This window comes from Parafrankia soli (assembly GCF_001854695.1).
Taxonomy (GTDB): Bacteria; Actinomycetota; Actinomycetes; order Frankiales; family Frankiaceae; genus Parafrankia; species Parafrankia soli.
Window position 1 is genome coordinate 20487 of the sequence record NZ_MAXA01000233.1, and the last position, 16054, is coordinate 36540.

The following is a 16054-nucleotide window of genomic DNA, read 5'->3' on the forward strand; positions in this document are numbered from 1 at the left end:
GGTGGGTGGTGTCAGCGGCGGCTGATGACCTGCGCGGAGGATCTGGCCGGGTGATGGAGCTGGTCGTGGGTGCTGGCCCACGAGTACGCCTCCGCGGCGACCTGGGTGAACGAGGCCGGGCCGAGGCGGCATTCGGCGCAGGAGACGCCGAACATCCGGCTCAGGGTTCGCGCGCTGCGGCTCGGGGCCACCGGGGCCTGCCCCCGGCCGAGCTCGGCGACCGCGCGGCCGCGTTCGGCGGTGGGGCGGCCGTGCTCGGTGCTGGGACGGCCGCGGTCCGAGGAGGAGCGGCGGCGGAAGAACCCCATCAGTCGGTCCCCGGTGTCGGCAGTGCGGCGACCGCGGGTGGAAGGCCGTCGCCGTTCACCGCCCCTCCTCCGAAGCGAGGGTGGCCGGCGACGGGAGCCTTGTCACCGCTCGCGTTACCGGGAGCTGGCAGCGTGGTCGTGCACCGCGGGTTCACCAGCCGATGGTAGGCCGCCGGCGTCCGAGACTCGACCAGAAGTCCTGTGAGGCATGTTGATGACAGGCCCCGGCCGCCGAAGGTCGACGCAGCGTCTCCGAGGATGTCGGATTCCCTGATCGAGTCAACCCTGGTTAGCCCGCTTCGGCGGCCTTCGACCTGCTTCGAACGTCTTGGACATGCTTAAGCCCATTTAAGGCGTGCTCGACCTTGTTTGGCATCGAACGGTCTGGAAGGCCTCGACCTGGACCACCACTTAGGTCTAACTTGTCCAAAATGAGAGGAAAGTCGGATCTCGCAGGTGGTGGTGTCGGGGCCCTAGCCGCCATGTGCGCGCGACACCGCTGGATCGTCGTCGCCCTGTGGGCGGCCGGCCTGGCAACGCTTCTCGTCTTTGTGCGGGACTCCGGCGCGCGCTTCAACACCGACGTCGCCGTCCCCGGGACGGACTCCGCGCGGGCCATGGATCTCGTCGGCGAGGTCGTACCCGGCGGTGGTCTCCCGGACACCGAGTCGATCGTGTTGCACGCCCGCCGCGGGACGGTCGACGACCCGCTGGTTCGTGAGCAGATCGCCGCGATGGCGGCGGAGCTCGGCAAGCTGCCCAAGGTGGGCGGGATCATCGACCCGTTCAACCCGGCCGGCGCGGTCGTCCTCGGCGTCGAGCCGATCAGCGCGAACCGGCGCACCGCGGTCACATCCGTGATCATGAAGGGCTCGGCGCTGAACCCGGACCGGGCCGCCGCGCGGCGCCTCATCGACACGGCGCGGGCCTATGACGGGCCGGACCTCCAGGTCGAGGCCGCCGGCCCGGGCGCGACCGCGCTGAGCGCGACCACGGTCTCACCACGACCGATCATCATCGCGCTCGTCGCCGCCCTGCTGCTGCTCGGGGTGACCCTGCGCTCCCGCGGCGCGGTCGCCGTCTGCGCCGCGACGTCCGCGGTGGCGACGGTGGCCGCCCTCGGTGCCATCGTCCTGATCTCCCACACGATCACGACCACCGCCTTCGCTCCGCTGCTCGCGGCCGTCGTCGCGGCCGGGACCAGCCTCGGCGGCGCCGTCGTCGTCGTGCACCGAGCCCAGTCCGCGCTGCGGAAGGGGGTCGGCCCGGTCGAGGCCGCGGCCCAGGCCACCGCCCGCGCCGGATCCGCCGTCGCCTACGGTGGCTTCTGCGTCACCCTCGCGATGGACGGGGTGGCACTGCTGGGGCTCAGCTTCTTCGACGGCGTCGCGCTGGGCCCCGCCGCCGCTGGGGCGGCGACCGGCCTGGTGATCATCACCCTGCTGCCCGCGCTGCTGGCGCTGAGCGGACCGCGGCTGCTCGGCTGGACCGAACGCCAGCACCTGACGACCAGCGGCCGCGGCCTGCCGCACCGCCCGGGACTGCGGGCCTGGTGGGCCCGGCAGGTGGACCGCCGGCCGGCCGGCATGGCGCTCGCCGCCGGCCTCGGGCTGATCCTGCTCGCCGTCCCCGCCGTGACCCTCGACCTCGGCGGCGCCGACGACGGGGCCGAGTCGACGTCCCTGAGCACCCGGCGGGCCTACGACCTGCTCAGCGCCGACTTCTTCCCCGGTCTGAACGGCCCGATGCTCGTCGCGGTCGAGCGGGGCGACGGGCCGTCCGCTGTGCCCGTGGCGGATGTGGTGAGCGCCATCGCGAAGACCCCCGGCGTGGTCAAAGCGGCTGTCAACCTGGAAAAGGCCGACGCCGGGCTCGCCGTGATCCGGATCGCGCCGCGGGAGGGCCCGCGATCGCCGGCGGCCGTCGACCTGCTGCACCGGCTGCGCGACGACGTCATCCCGCGCGCCGTGGCCGGCACCGGCTCCCGGGTGTACATCGGCGGCTCCACGGCACTGTTCGTCGACATGGCGGCGGACTTCCGTGGCGCGACGACACTGTTCCTGCTGGTGATCCTGCTCGTGGTCGGGGTCCTCGGCCTGCTGATCCTGCGCTCGGTGGAGATCGCGGCCGCGCTGGCGGTGACCAGCGTGCTCGCCGTGCTCGCGGCGGCCGGCGTCCTCGCCATCCTGTTCCAGACCGACCTGCTCACCACGGCGCTGGGGCTGGAGACCGGGCCGGTGGAGCCGTCCATGCTGGTACTCGTGCTGGTCGCCRTGTTCGGCTTGTTGCCAGGCCTGAACCTCAGCCTTCTCGTCCGGCTCATGGAACCGGCCGACCGCGCCGGGAACGAACCGCCCACGCGGGACGCGGAGGGCGCGGAGAGTACGCGGAACACCGGCGGGACACGGCGCGCACGGCGGCGTCGGCGTGCCGACACCGGGCCCGTCCGCCGCCGATCCGCCGGTTCCCGGCCCCGTGGACGTCGCGGCGGCACGCCGGGCCCGATCCGGCGCCACCGCACCGACACCACCCCCATCCGGCGCGGCCACGCCGACGTCGGTCACGTCATGCTGACCATGAACCTCGTGATGCTGTTCCTCTTCATGGCGATCGCCGCGCAGCCTTCCCGCACCATGAAGGTCATCGGGTGCGGCCTCGCGACCGGCGTGGCCATCGACGCGTTCATGCTGCGGGCGACGCTCCTGCCCGCCCTGCTCCACCTCCTGCGCCCCACCCGGCCCGGCTCACCCACCGGTCGCACCGGTGCGACCGGAAATAGGACGGGGGACGGCCGCCGCGCGGCCAGGGATGGCGGCAGGGCCACCGGGGACGGTGGTAAGGCCACCAGGTCTGATCGGGCCGGCCGGCGCCGTGCCCGCCCGGGGCAGTCGTCGACACCCGGACCGGCCGGCGGCTCGCCCCGCCCGGTCACCCGGGTGGCGGCGTTCTCCCCGACCGCGCTTGGTGAGGCATCTGCAGCGCGGCGTGACGGGACTGGCCGGGTCGCGCAGCCGAGCCCGCCCCGGCACCTGGCGGGATGAGCGGAGACCACCTGTCTCAGCCCTGTCTCAGTCCGAACCGCAACGGCGAGCAGGTGGCCAAGTGGGTGTTCGACGTTGCCTCGCACCATCTTGGCAGGTAGGGGCCGCCTCGGCATCCTCCCGCCCCCCGGGAGTACACCCGCCCCCGGTACGTGCCCGGCGCCCCAATGATCAGCTCCTCCGTTGAGGGCCCCATCATGACCGCCACCAACGCCACGTTCCCCGTGGTGCAGGTGAACTCGAAGTCGGCCGACACCTCCCAGTCGTCCTGACGCTGAGGCTCCCAGTCCCACGCCTCCAGCTGCGCGCCGGCCACATGATCGCCCGCCGCGCTGACGATGCTGATCCAGTCCAGCGCGGTGCGCACCAAGTCGTCGTCCTCCGGCGGCCCCGGTTCCGGCTGGCTCGAGTCGTGGAACCACGACACGCCCTTGTCCTGGATGTAGAAGTGCCCGTAGACCACCCCCGTCTGGGGGCTGACTTCCGACGCCACGGTGCGCTGCACGCGGTGCACACCCGTTCCGGTGTGCTGGCCAGCAACGGCCGCTCGATCAGCGACACTGGGAAGCTGGCGAAGTGCGAGCCCCGGTAGCCGGCCGTGGCCAGCCGCCAGACGTCGCCAGGGTTCTTGCCGAGTGGGTGTCCGGCGATGCCGTTGGCCTTCAGGGCGCTGAGTCCAGTGTTGCGCTGCGTGCGCTGGACATGGCGGATGGTGGCGACCGCCGATTCTGGTGGGTAGACCCGACCAGCGGCTCGGGCCTGCGCCGCAGCCTGGCTGCTGGCGTGCGGGGTGCGGATGGCGTCCAGATCAAAGAAGTAGCGCCGGCTGCGGGTGAGGAGATAGATCACCTCGTGTGTGGTGCTCAGGCGGTCCACGACGCTGGTCGGCATGGGGTTCGTCTTGGCCCAGACGACCTTGTTCCGCAGGATCCAGCCGTCATCGGTGAGCGCCAGCGCCAGCCGCTCAGGTCCAAGTAGCAGGCTCTTCCTCGGTGCGCCGTCCTGCGGATGGCGGGCGTAGCCGTCGCCCAGGTTCAGTCAGACCACGCCGGTGGGCTTGAGTACGCGGGCTACCGATGCCATGACGACTCGCAGTCCGGCCACCCAGCCCTGAACGTCGCCTTCCAGGCCGAGCTGTCCCGGCACGCCGTAGTCGCGAAGACCGTAGTACGGCGGGCTGGTGATCACGGCGTCGATCGAGGTGGGCGGTAGATCAGCCAGTCGGGTGCGTACATCGCCGATGAGGATGGTGTTGCGCCGGAGCTCTKCCCGGCGGACACCGATCACGAACCTCCCCCGCGCCGACCGTTGGGTTGGTCGCATAGGTCCGGTTCGTCGGACGTGTCGTCACCGTCTGTGTTCTCGACTACTTTGAGTAGCCAGCGGAGGTCGTTGAGGAGTCCAAGATTTTCGGAGTAGTGGCGCAGAAGCTCCACGAGCCGGCCCGTCGTGCTCGCTGACTTTTGATCAGCTTCGCGGCGGGCCACGATCCTGCCGACGCCACGAACCGGCTTGGTCTGGCTGGGCCCGTCGACCCCGCGCCGCGCCGCTTCCATGCTCGGGACATCCAGGTACTCGGCGCTGAACGCATCACCCGTGCGCTGACCGATGCGATCAGCGATCCGCGGCTGCGAGCCCTCCTCAACCGGCTCGGGCACCGACCCGACGGCCCGCTTGGCCATCTCCCCGGCGCGATCGACCAGGCCGTCGACAGCGTAGAAGCTGCTCGGGCCGCCTGGCGGCAGGGCTCATGCCGAGGTCACGCCGTATGGGCCGGCGAACGGATCGAAAGGCGAGTAGCGTATCTCATCGGATACGCTTCACGTCGTGATGGAGGGGATCGTGATGGAGGGGGAGTGGCGGATTCGCTGGCGGGCCGGCTGATCGAATCGGCGCGTCTGGAGGCGGGCCTGTCTGGGGCCGAGCTCGCGCGGCGGGCGCACACGTCGCGGCCGACGTTGGCGGCCTATGAGCACGGGGTGAAGTCACCGACGTTGGAGACCGCGACGCGCCTGCTGGCGGCGGCGGGCTTCCGGCTCGACGCCGTGCCGGTGCCCTCGTTCGAGGTCGTGGTGGACGGGCGGGGGCGGCCGTTCACCGTGCCGGATCGGCTGCCCCGGCTCCCGATCCGGCAGGCGTTGGCACGGGTACGCCTGCCCGTCCATCTGAACTGGTCCGACCCTGATCGGACCTACGACCTTGCGGACCGCCGACAGCGCCACCGGTTGTACGAGATCGTCCTGCGCGAGGGAACGGCGGAGGACATCCTCGCCTACGTCGACGGGGCACTGCTCGTCGACGCCTGGCCGGAGCTTGTCCTTCCCGCCTCGATCCGGCGCGCCTGGGAACGGGCCGCCCTCAGGTGATCACGCCGTTGCAGCGGGCGGTTGCGCGGATCTTCTTCGGGCTGCCCGAAAGCGTGGGCTTCGCGGTCGCGGGCGGCGCCGCGCTCATCGCACGTGATCTCGTCGACCGCGAGACCCGCGACGTCGACCTGTTCACCGCCCTCCCGCCCACGGCATCGATCCCCGACACGGCAGCGGCGTTCGAACGCGCGGCGGCCTCGCAGGGCTGGGCCACCCGGCGGGTCCAGCTCACGGACAGCTTCGCCAGACTTGTCGTCGAAGCAGACAGCGAGGCGCTGATCGTGGATCTCGGTGTCGACAGCCCGCCGGACGAACCACCCACCCTCACTGAACTCGGCCCGACACTCGGCGCCCATGACCTGGCGGCCCGCAAGACTCTCGCCCTGTTCGGCCGAGCCGAGGCACGCGATTTCACCGACGTGCAAGACCTGGCGAACGTCTTCACCAAGGAGAAACTCGTCCACCTCGCCCAAACCCAGGACGGCGGCTTCGACCTGCGGGTGTTCGCCGACATGATCGGAACCATCAGCCGGTTCACCGACGACGACCTGGGACTGCCCCGCCCGGCCGCCGACCGGCTACGCCACTTCTTCCACACCTGGCGTCAGGAAATCACCGGCGGATGAGCGACTACCGGCCTGCCCCATCCGGATCGCTGCCGTGAGCCCACGCCGGACAAGATCGTCGCCTACGATTCCCTCCCACCACAGGCGAGTGACTCACGTGGCAAGATTTCCACCGGCTCTGCGGAACGTGTGTTCGAGGTCGGCCACGGTGTGATCATTCCGATCCTGGTCCGGCGTCGTCCCTGGTCGGCTGCCGCGTCCCGACCGGGCGGACGGTGATTGCAGGACCTTCGACCAAGATCGAGCGGTTCTTCTGCTGCCACGTCAGGTCCATCCCTCATCTGTCGGGCATCAGGTAGGCCACGCCGGCCGCCTCGACCCGCTCGATGTCCACCGGACGCACCGGGCAGCCGGTGAACCGCTCGACGGCCACCAGGCATTTCGCGACCTTGCGCCGGTGGTCGGTGAGGTCCATGCCGGCCAGGTACGGCAGCACGGCCGGGGCGAGCTCGGCCACCCGGTCGAGCCAGGGTTCGAAGGAGGCGACGATCTCGCCGTGCTCCGCGAGCGACAGCCGGGTGACCGCGTTGACGTTCCAGAACATGCTGGCCGCCCGGCCCCGCCGGGACAGCGCCCGCAGCACCGGCGCCCGGGTGCCCTGGAAGCCGTTGTGCTCGACCGCCAGCACGGCACCCTCCACGGCGAGGACGGCCACGAAGAACCTGCCGGCGCTCCAGCTCTCCTGCATCTCGGTGATGGACACCGGCGTGGTGGCGTCGGCGCCGAACGCGCGGAGCACCCGCGCGATGTCGGCTCCGGGGACGACGGTGACGGTGGCTGCCTCGCCGATCGAGCTGTGGCGCACCCAGCGGTAGGCGGCCTCCGGCCGGGCCGCGGGCGGCGGCTCGCCGCGTAGCCGGTGCCCCAACTGATCGGACCGCCTGTGCACGACCTCCGGCGCGGCCGGGGCCGCCCACACGACGAGCAGGTAGCCCTCGCCGCCGCGCAGGTCGCCTTCGTATTCTTCGCCCTCGTCCCGGTCGCGGGCGTGCACACGCAGGCGGTACGTGCCCGGCCACGGCGGGGTCTCTCCTTCCAGGGCGGGGATCGCCAGGCCTGCCCCGAAGACGGTGGCGGACCCGGCCGTTGCCGTCCAACTGACCTCCACCACTTCGTCCCATCCGTCGAGCTCGACCTTGTCCGGAGGGCCCTGGAGAATCGCCAGGCGGACATGCGCCGAGCCGGCCGCCGTCCCGGTGCGGATCAGGGCGCCGCCGGGCACGGTCTCGACCAGTCCGTTCGCGGCGAACGACGTGGGCGCCGCCGCTTCCAGCGCCGGAGAGCCGGACTCGGCGAGGGCGAAGCAGTGGCCGGTCACGCTGACCCGCCCGGCGGAACCGCGCGGAAGCCGGTACTCCGCCCTGCGACGGGCCAGCGCCGCGGCCGCGTACGCGGCCGGCATCGGCGCCTCGGCGAGAACATGGGCGGCCGCGCCGAGCGCGAGACCGACGACCGCGGGTGGCCGGGCCGGCACCGCCGGCAGCCCGAGCTCACGCAGCACCGCGATGGAGACCGCCACCGCAAGGGCGAGGTGCACCGCGCCATGCCGCGCCGCGACCACCTCCTCGGCCGCTACCGTCTCTTCCTCCGCCACGACCTCCTTGTGCACGGCCTCCACTACAAGCAGCGGGGCGACCAGCGGGTGGGAGCTCAGCGTCCGCACCAGGTCGCAGGTGAGTGTGCTCGCGCCCCAGCGGACCTGGTMAAGCATGATCACGGCGGCTTCCGGCTCGCCGCCACCACTGGCCATGGCGAACGCGACCACCTGGCTACCGGCAGGCGTCGGGACGCTGGCCGCCAGCCCGGGCGGGACCCCGCCCAGCTCGAACACGCCGAGCGTCAGCTCCAGTGCGCCGAGCGGGCGTTCGGCCAGCAGCGGGCCGAGCCCGCGCAGCGCGCGCAGCACGGGCGACTCGGCCTCGCCGGCCGGGGAGGGCGGCACGAAGAACGGCTGCGGTGCGGGCCGTGGGCCCGGCCTCGGCGATGGCGGTGGGACCGGCCCGGGCCCGGACAGGCCCAGGCTCGTCACCGGCGCCGCGTGCGGTGACCGGGGCTGATCGAACACGGCCCGCCCCTGGTAGCTGACTCGGGTGGAGCGCCCTCGTAGGTTCGGGCCCTGACCGGCCGGGCCTGGAACGTGTGACCCCCCGGGCACGCCGAGCCGGCCGAGCCGGGCCGCCGCGTCGGGCGGGATGACGCCCGCCAGCGCCGGCACCACCTTGGCCACGGCGTTCGCGAGCGCATCCAGGGCCGCCGCCGGGAGCATCGTCGTGCCGTCCGCGGTTCCTGTCCGGTGTTCCACAGTCCGCCTCCTGCCTTCACGGGTCTGGTGAGGATGTGAATCCTTGGCTGGTGGTTCCTGTACGGGCCGGTTGAAACCCGCGCTCGGATGCTTGCACGAGGGTCCGACAGGAATCAGCCACGCCGGCACGACCGCTGCCGGGGCAGGCGGTTGGCGCCGACACACTCCGGAGGATCGTTCCGGCGGGGTTAGGTGCTCGTGCTGACATACCTGGAATGAAAACGTCCAAAGGATTTTTGGCCGGTGGTTCGATGTATTTCGGTAAAGCGCGCGCCGGTGAATGGCCATCACCGGTCCGGTGATTGTTCTCGCTGGTCGTCGTGGGTGGCACCAGGATCGAGTGAGCCGTCCGCGGGCCCGGGCCGGCGTCAGACGGCCGTTCCGGGCCGGTAAGGGCCCGCGTGCGTTCCGGTCAGCGGGCGCTGTTCCCACTGTCACGATGAACGGGTGGATGAGCTTGAGGACGCGTGGTTCGCGTTGAGGACGGGCATCAAGATCGGAGTGAGCCTGCCGCACCTCGCGGCGGACGCGCTGGCGGCCGGGTTCGACAGCCCCGCGCTGCGTGAGCTGGCCGCCCTCGGCGTCCGTGACGATCTCGAAGCACGCCGCCTGCTGCCCGTCGCGCTCACCGAGCTGGGCCACAGCCTCGAGCCGCAGACAGATGCGTGGGGTGAGCTGTTTCCCTGGGAGGAGTCGCGCGCCAGGTCGGGGTTGGGCAGCCGCATCTGGAGGACTGGTGAGCTGTTTCCCTGGGAGGAGTCGCGCGCCCGGTTCGAGCCCGATCTCGTGGCTCGGACCGAGCAGGCCCTGACGATCGTGCAGCGGGACCTGGACGAGACCGAGGCCGGCCTGGGCCGCCTGACGCTCCACTGGTCGGGCGAATACGGCGAGGACGGTGAGCCGCAGCTCCTCATCGGTTTCGGCGGCGAGCCCCACCGCGGCGGGGGCAACCCCGCGGAGTGCCTGGACGGTGCCGACCTGCCCCATAGGGTCCTGTCGCTCGCCGAGAACGTCCAGGAGTGCGTGATGGAGATGTTCCAGTTCTACTGGCCGACCTGCGCCCGCCATCGTCGCGGCCTGCACCTGCCGGACTGGGACTGGGACGGCGTCGGATGGCCGGTGTGGCGGTGCCGGGCCGAGGGCGGTCACGCCGTCGCCCCGATCGGAGGACTGCGGAAGGAACCGCCGGTCTCCTGATCCGCGCGGCTGGCCGCGGCACCGCCGGTGGGTCAGCCGGGCATCGGGTGATGGCGGCCGGGGCGCGTCGGCTCGTCGGAGACCTGGAAGACGCCCGGGGCGACCTGCTGGGACGCCGACCGCATCCGGTAGGTCCACTCACCGGGCGGCCAGGCCGTCGCGGTCGACCAATACACCCGGTCGAGCCGGGCGGAGCTCAGGAGGGCGGTGCCCAGGTCCGCGGCGCGCAGGTCCGCGCCGCGCAGGTCGACCCCGCGCAGGATCGCCCCGGCCAGGCGGATCCCGCGCAGGTCGGCCGCACGCAGGTCCGCCTGACGCAGGACCGCGTCGGTGGCGTCGGCCGCGCGCAGGTCCGCGCCGCGCATGATGATCCCGTCGGCGTCGGCTCCGCGCAGGTCGGCGCGGGCGAGAAAGGCCTTCCGGAGATCCGCGTTGTGGAGGAAGGCTCCGTGCAGGTCCGTCCCGTGCAGGTCGGCGCCGGTGAGGAAGGCGCCGGCGAGCAGCGCACCGGCGAGGTCCGCACCGCCGAGCGCGGCCTGACTGAGGTCGGCGTCCCGCAGGTCGGCCCCGCGCAGGCAGGCGTCCCGGAGGTCCGTCCCGCGCAGGTCGGCGCCGCTGAGGTAGGCACCGTGCAGCCGCGCCCCGCGCAGGATCCGCCCGGTGAGGCACACTCCGGCCAGGTCCGCGCCGGCCAGGTCCGCCCCGGCGGCGTACCCGCCCGTCCGAGGCCTCCCGCGCAGCGCGGCGAGCAGACCACCCAGCGACCCCAGCCGTGCGGGGGCGCTGCCATGGGGCCCGGCACCCGGCGCGGTCTGACCCGGCGCGGCATGATCTGCCGCCGCGTGATCCGGAGCTGGGCGGCCCGGCGTGTCGGAACCCGGGGTGCTGAGCGGCCGGGTGTGCAGGTCCCGGCGCTCAGCACCCATCGTGATCACCCATACGTCGCGAAGGTGGGGCGACGGGTAACTCCACCGCGGCAATCATGGTTTCTCCCCGGTAGCCCGGACGCCCGCACGTGGCTTGCGTCATAGGCGGTGACATTAGCCACATGCGGACCGAGAGGGGAGCGATTGCGCCGGACGATGTTCTCCCGGCCCGAATTTCGCTGGTTCAGGTACCTGGCCGCGCCGTCAGGCAGAGGCCGGGGGGCGTGGGGTCACGGCCACCGTGGGGATGGTGCCGCCGCAGTGCAGCACGACGTCCACCACGCGCAGCAGCTCCGCGACGTCGAGCAGCGCGCCGGCCATGTAGCCGCGCTGCGCCCAGATCTGGTGCACCTCCGCGGCGTACTCCCTGTCCCAGCCGGTGACGAACTCGGTCGACGAGTCACCCTCGCCGCCGGCGCAGTCCCCGACGACGATGCGGGTGAAGCCAACGGACGGGTGCTCACCGCGCATCGAGTCGATGAGCTTGTCGAGCGCGGCCTTGCTCACGTTGTAGGCCGCGAACCCCGGCCAGGGCGGCGTCAGCGACGCGCTCACCGACGACAGGTAGGCCGCCACGCCACCCGAGGCCTTCAGGTGGGGGAGAGCCGCGGCGGTGATCAGCGCCGCGCCGATCACGTTCGTGTCGAACGCCTTGCGCCAGGTGGCGGCGCCGATCGTCTCGAACCGGGAGAGCGGGCCGATGCCGGTGGCGTAGACGATGGCGTCGATCCCGCCCAGACCCGCCGCCGCCTCCTCGATCGCGGCCTCGCAGGACTCCTCGTCGGTCACGTCGCAGGCGATGGCGAGCGTGCCCGACCCGGCCTCCTTGGCCGCCTCGACCAACCGGTGCTGTCTGCGGGCGAGCAGCGCCACCTGGTCGCCGCGCTGGCCCCGGTCGACGCCGATACACCGGCCGAGGCCGCTCGACGCACCGACCACCACAACTCTCATCGCCTGGACTCCAGTTCTGTAGGCCGCGGGCCGCGGCACGCGGGGCCGGTCGGCACCCACGTCGTGGTAGGCGGCCCGATGTCAAGCTGCCGGGCCGCCGACAGGCCTCATAAGTGAACACATACACGGACGAGTGTCGAGTGAATCACGTCACCGCGGCAAGCGGGTCAGTCCCGCAGCAGGCGGCGCAGCCACTGGAGCCGTGCCGCCTTCGCCGCCCGCGAGAGCGCCGCCTGCGGGGCCACCAGGTCGAACCCGTGGAAGCCGCCGGGCCATACGTGCAGCTCAGCCTCGCCCCCGGCCTGCCAGATGCGGCTCGCGTAGGCGACGTCCTCGTCCCGGAACGTCTCGGCCGAGCCGACGTCGACGAAGGCGGGCGGCAGCGCGGAGAGATCCGTGGCGCGCGCCGGGGCCGCGTAGGAGGAGACATCGGGGCCACCCCGGGCCTCGCCGAGCAGAGCCGACCAGCCCATCTCGTTCATCGACCGGTCCCAGACGCCCGCCCCGGCCATCTGCCGGGCGGACGGGGTGTCGTTGCGGTCGTCGAGCATCGGGCACATCAGCAGCTGCCCGTCCAGGGCCGGGCCGCCGCGGTCGCGGGCCAGCAGCGCCGTCGCCGCAGCCAGGCCGCCGCCGGCGCTCTGTCCTGAGATGATGATCCGGGATGGGTCGACGCCCAGGTCGGCCGCGTGCGAGGCCGTCCACACCAGGCCCGCGTAGCAGTCCTCGACCGGTGCCGGATGGGGATGCTCGGGCGCGAGGCGGTAGTCCACGGAGACCACAACGAGTCCCAGCTCCTGCGCCCAGTCCAGCGGGTCGTCGAGCCCCAGTCGGTTGTCACCGATGATCATTCCGCCGCCGTGCGCGAAGTACAGGACGGCGCGGGGCGCGGTGGTCGCCGTGGGCCGGCACACGAGCAGTGACACCTCGGGCCCGCCGGGCGGGCCGGGCACCGACACCTCGGTCAGCTCGAACGCCCCGTCGCGGGCCAGCCGCGCGTCCTGGTCCCGGGCCCGGCCGGTGTGCTCACGGGCGGCCAGGACGGCGTCCAGCGTCCGCATCCCCGCCAGCGCCTGCCGCATGATCACCATTGTCGGGCGCACCTCGGCGTCGAAGGGCGGCGGCGGTCCGGCGGCGTCGTCCTGGCGCGGGGTCGATAACGGGGAGTCGACGGTCATCGGCGGTCCTCCTGCGTCGGTGCGGAGCCGTGAGCGGGCGTTATGAGACGCCCGCCAAGCATCGTCCCCGCTTGTCATCCGGCGGGCGACCGGTCGGGCCGGAGACCACGGGCTGCCGGTCAGGTGAGGAGGTCCAGGACGCCTCGCATGTACTCCAGAGCCTGACGGTCGTCCAGCCGCCGGCCGCCGGCCCGTTCCCGCTCCGGGTCGACGCCGGGGTCGGCGGCGACCCGGGCCGTCGTGCCGTCGACGAGCGTCCGCCACGCGGGATGCTCGAGCAGGCCGGTCGTCTCGAGGAAGCCCAGCATGCGTGCCGCCTCCTCGAGCCGGCCGACGGCAGCCGCCATGTTGACGAACTCGACCGTGGTGACGCAGACGGCCTGCATGTTCCCGTCGTCGAGCAGCTGCTCGACGTGCGAGTGCAGGATGGCGAACGCCCGCGCCCGCTCACCGCGTCGGAAGACCGCCCGGGCCTGGACGGCCCGGTTCGGCGAGTGCGTCCGGGCCGGCACCTCGACGCCGACGGCCTCGTCGAACAGCCGGTCGGCGCGGTCGTGCCGGCCACGCAGCAGCGCCGAGTAGCCGAGCAGCACCAGAGTCAGGTTCAGCAGGGTGGGCGGCCCCTGCCGGCGGTACCGCTCGACCAGCGCCCCGACCACGGCGTCGTGCTCGGCGAACCGGCCGGTGAACAGCAGGGCCGCGCCGACGTCCAGCTCGAACTGCTCGGCCAGGTCGTCCGCGCCGTGCCGGCGCAGCTCCGCCACGGCCGGCGCGGCCCAGGTCACATGGGCCGGGTAGTCCTCGTAGACGGACGCTCGCGCATGGCGGACCAACGGATGGTCCGGCTCGCCGTGGCGTTCGACGAGTCGTTCGTAGGCGGCGCTGTCCTGGCTCATCTTGTAGCGTTGCGCCGCCCAGGTGAGCGCGAAGACGACGAGGTCGGGGTCCGGCTCCGCCCCCGGCTGCCCGAGTGCCAGGAGCCGTTCGATCCAGTCGCCGATCTCGTGGCGGCTGCGGCGGACGATCTCCACGACGACGGGGCGCACGAGCGCCCGGGCCAGCGCCGTGTCACCGGCCGCGCACGCCCGGTCGAACGCGGCCCGCAGGTTGGGCCAGAGCTCGTCGAGACGGGCGACGCCCTCGACCTCGGCCGGGCCGGCAAGCAGCACCTGGACGCGGGTGGCCGCCTCGAGGCACCACCGGGCGTGCCGTTCGGTCGCCTGCCGGGTCTCACCGGCGTCAGCGAGCCGTTCGGCGGCGAACTGGCGCATCGTCTCCAGAAGCCGGAAGCGCCGCCCGAACGGCCCGGTCTCCGCCACGAGCATCGACCGCGCCACGAGGTCACCGAGCAGGTCCTCCGCCTCGCCCATCGCGCCGCCCGCGCCGCCCGCGCCGGCCGTGCCCGGGTCGCCCGGCCGGCCGGCGGCGCGCGAGCCGTCCGCACCGTTGCCTTCGGTGGTTGCCGCGACGGTGGTTGCCGCGCCCAGGTCGAACGGCCCGGCGAAGACCGACAGCTGCCGGAACAGGCGTTGCGCGGCGGGAGCGAGCAGGTCGTAGGACCACCGCACGGTGGCGCGCAGCGTCCGGTGGCGCTCGTCGGCCGTCCGCGCGCCGCCGACGAGCAGGCGCAGCTGGTCGTCGAGACGCTCGAGCAGGTCGGTGAGGCCGAGGGCCGCGGTGCGGGCGGCGGCCAGCTCGATGGCCAGCGGGAGGCCGTCGAGACGGCGGCAGATCTCGGTGATCTCGGCGTGGCCGGCCCGCGCGTCGAAGGCGGGGAAGACCGCGCGGGCGCGCTGCGCGAACAGCTCGGCGGCCGCCCCGGCGGGCTCCAGCGGGCCCACGGCGACGAGCCGCTCGAAGCCGTTCCCGAGGCCGAGCCGCTCCCGGGAGGTGGCGAGGATCCGCACCTCGGGGCAGCCTTCGGCGATCGCCTGGGCGAGCGCCGCGGCGCCGTCGACGACATGCTCGCAGTTGTCCAGGACGAGCAGCACCCGGCGATGGCGCAGCGCCGCCACGACGGACTCGCCCAGCGGGCGCCCGGAGGTCTCCGTCACGCCCACGACACCGGCGACCGCCCGCGCCACATCGGACGGAGCCGCGATCTCGGCCAGCTTGACCAGCCAGACGCCGTCCGCGTCGCGGTGCCGCGCCGCCGCCGCGAGGGCCAGCCGGGTCTTGCCGATCCCACCCGGCCCCACCAGGGTCACGACGGGTGAGACGGCCAGCGCGCCGCCGACGGCCTCCAGATCATGCTCGCGGCCGAGTAGCCGCCCCAGCCGGCGGGGAAGATTGCCCGGGCGCTCGCCCGGGACGGGACGTTCGCCGACCTGGCCGAATCCCTCGCCGGGCGGCAGGAGCCGTCTGTCGTGCTCCAGGACCAGTGCCTCGAGCTCGCGCAGCGCCGGCCCCGGCTCCACCCCGAGGGTGTCGACCAGGTGCCGGCGGGCGGCGCGGAACGCCGCCAGGGCCTCGGACGGGCGCCCGGCCCGGTAGAGCGCCGTCATGAGCAGCGCCCACAGGCCCTCGCGGAGCGGGTGGGCGGCGGTCAGCTCGGTGAGCCGGCCCAGCGCGGAACGCGCGTCGGTCTCCACCTGGCGCGCCAGATCCACCTCCACGGCGGCCAGCCACTGCTCGACCAGCCCGTCGACGGCTCCGGCCAGGCCGGGCACGACCAGCCCGGCCAGCGGCGGGCCCGCCCACTCGGCGAGGGCGGCGGCGACGTCCCGCTCGTCGAGTAGCCGCTGGAAGCGGACGACGTCCACCGCCTCCGGCGCGACATCCAGCAGGTAGGCGGCGCCGACCCGGCGGATCGAACCGGGACCGAGCGCCCTGCGAAGCCGGGTGGCGTACGACTGCAGGGTGCGGTCGGCCGTCCTGGGCGGGTGCGGGCCCCAGACCAGCTCCACCAGCCGCCCGACCGGCACGACCTTGCCGGGGGCGAGCGCGAGCGCGGCGAGCAGCGCCTGGCACTTCGCCGGGCCGACGTCGACCGGCTCGCCGCCGGACGTGACGGCACCGACCCCGCCCAGCAGCCGGATCCGCAGCACGGGTGCGCTCCCTGCCTCGACGACTTCCTGCCTCGACGATCAACTCTCCCGCCGCCAGTATGCGACCCGCCACCGACACTCAACCGCCGCGCCAGCGATTCACCGCCGCCGC

General features: G+C 73.1%; 13 protein-coding genes and 1 pseudogene. 4 read left to right on the top strand and 10 right to left on the bottom strand.

Going from position 1 to position 16054, the window contains the following annotated elements; genetic code table 11:
- Positions 1 to 11 precede the first annotated feature (11 nt).
- Positions 12 to 308 (bottom strand): hypothetical protein, encoded by a 297-nt coding sequence (locus BBK14_RS23425; RefSeq protein ID WP_071065421.1) that lies wholly within the window; start codon positions 306 to 308, stop codon positions 12 to 14.
- 431 nt (positions 309 to 739) lie between these two features.
- On the opposite strand from BBK14_RS23425, the gene BBK14_RS23430 reads away from it, so the two are divergent.
- On the top strand, positions 740 to 3349 hold the full coding sequence (locus BBK14_RS23430; protein WP_241831784.1) for an MMPL family transporter: 2610 nt from the start codon (positions 740 to 742) through the stop codon (positions 3347 to 3349).
- A gap of 16 nt (positions 3350 to 3365) precedes the next feature.
- Here the strand turns inward: BBK14_RS23430 and BBK14_RS40505 are convergent, their stop codons facing one another.
- From BBK14_RS40505 to BBK14_RS38470, 4 genes and pseudogenes are all read right to left on the bottom strand, one after another.
- Entirely contained in the window at positions 3366 to 3854 is a 489-nt protein-coding gene (locus tag BBK14_RS40505; RefSeq protein WP_241831788.1) for a hypothetical protein, read from the bottom strand.
- A gap of 74 nt (positions 3855 to 3928) precedes the next feature.
- Positions 3929 to 4387 (bottom strand): annotated as a pseudogene (locus BBK14_RS42380) (DNA methyltransferase); the annotation flags it as partial.
- Positions 4388 to 4636, bottom strand: a complete 249-nt coding sequence (locus tag BBK14_RS41770; RefSeq protein ID WP_071065424.1) for a class I SAM-dependent methyltransferase — start codon at positions 4634 to 4636, stop codon at positions 4388 to 4390. It abuts the pseudogene before it with no gap.
- Positions 4633 to 5031: a hypothetical protein gene (locus BBK14_RS38470; RefSeq protein WP_071065425.1), complete on the bottom strand. Its 399-nt coding sequence runs from the start codon at positions 5029 to 5031 to the stop codon at positions 4633 to 4635. Before BBK14_RS38470 ends, BBK14_RS41770 begins: the two co-directional genes overlap by 4 nt.
- 174 nt (positions 5032 to 5205) lie before the next feature.
- Between BBK14_RS38470 and BBK14_RS23450 the strand changes: the two genes are divergently transcribed.
- A complete protein-coding gene (locus BBK14_RS23450) occupies positions 5206 to 5715 on the top strand; it encodes a helix-turn-helix transcriptional regulator (RefSeq protein ID WP_071065426.1) in 510 nt (169 codons plus the stop codon).
- A gap of 8 nt (positions 5716 to 5723) precedes the next feature.
- Positions 5724 to 6341, top strand: a complete 618-nt coding sequence (locus BBK14_RS23455; protein WP_157904323.1) for a nucleotidyl transferase AbiEii/AbiGii toxin family protein — start codon at positions 5724 to 5726, stop codon at positions 6339 to 6341.
- A 277-nt stretch (positions 6342 to 6618) separates the two neighbouring features.
- Here the strand turns inward: BBK14_RS23455 and BBK14_RS23460 are convergent, their stop codons facing one another.
- Entirely contained in the window at positions 6619 to 8643 is a 2025-nt protein-coding gene (locus BBK14_RS23460; protein ID WP_071065427.1) for a DUF6461 domain-containing protein, read from the bottom strand.
- Positions 8644 to 9090: 447 nt separating this feature from the next.
- Between BBK14_RS23460 and BBK14_RS23465 the strand changes: the two genes are divergently transcribed.
- A complete protein-coding gene (locus BBK14_RS23465; RefSeq protein ID WP_071065428.1) occupies positions 9091 to 9840 on the top strand; it encodes a hypothetical protein in 750 nt (249 codons plus the stop codon).
- 32 nt (positions 9841 to 9872) lie between these two features.
- Here BBK14_RS23465 and BBK14_RS23470 read toward each other — a convergent pair whose 3' ends face one another.
- The 4 genes from BBK14_RS23470 to BBK14_RS23485 all read right to left on the bottom strand — a co-directional run bounded on the left by BBK14_RS23470 (position 9873) and on the right by BBK14_RS23485 (position 15942).
- Entirely contained in the window at positions 9873 to 10766 is an 894-nt protein-coding gene (locus BBK14_RS23470) for a pentapeptide repeat-containing protein (protein ID WP_071065450.1), read from the bottom strand.
- A gap of 204 nt (positions 10767 to 10970) precedes the next feature.
- On the bottom strand, positions 10971 to 11717 hold the full coding sequence (locus tag BBK14_RS23475; RefSeq protein WP_071065429.1) for an SDR family oxidoreductase: 747 nt from the start codon (positions 11715 to 11717) through the stop codon (positions 10971 to 10973).
- Positions 11718 to 11884: 167 nt separating this feature from the next.
- Positions 11885 to 12895: an alpha/beta hydrolase gene (locus BBK14_RS23480; RefSeq protein ID WP_071065430.1), complete on the bottom strand. Its 1011-nt coding sequence runs from the start codon at positions 12893 to 12895 to the stop codon at positions 11885 to 11887.
- 119 nt (positions 12896 to 13014) lie between these two features.
- Positions 13015 to 15942 carry an ATP-binding protein gene (locus BBK14_RS23485; RefSeq protein WP_071065431.1) on the bottom strand — a complete coding sequence of 976 codons (2928 nt, stop codon included), beginning with the start codon at positions 15940 to 15942 and terminating at the stop codon, positions 13015 to 13017.
- Between the last annotated feature and the right edge of the window lie 112 nt (positions 15943 to 16054).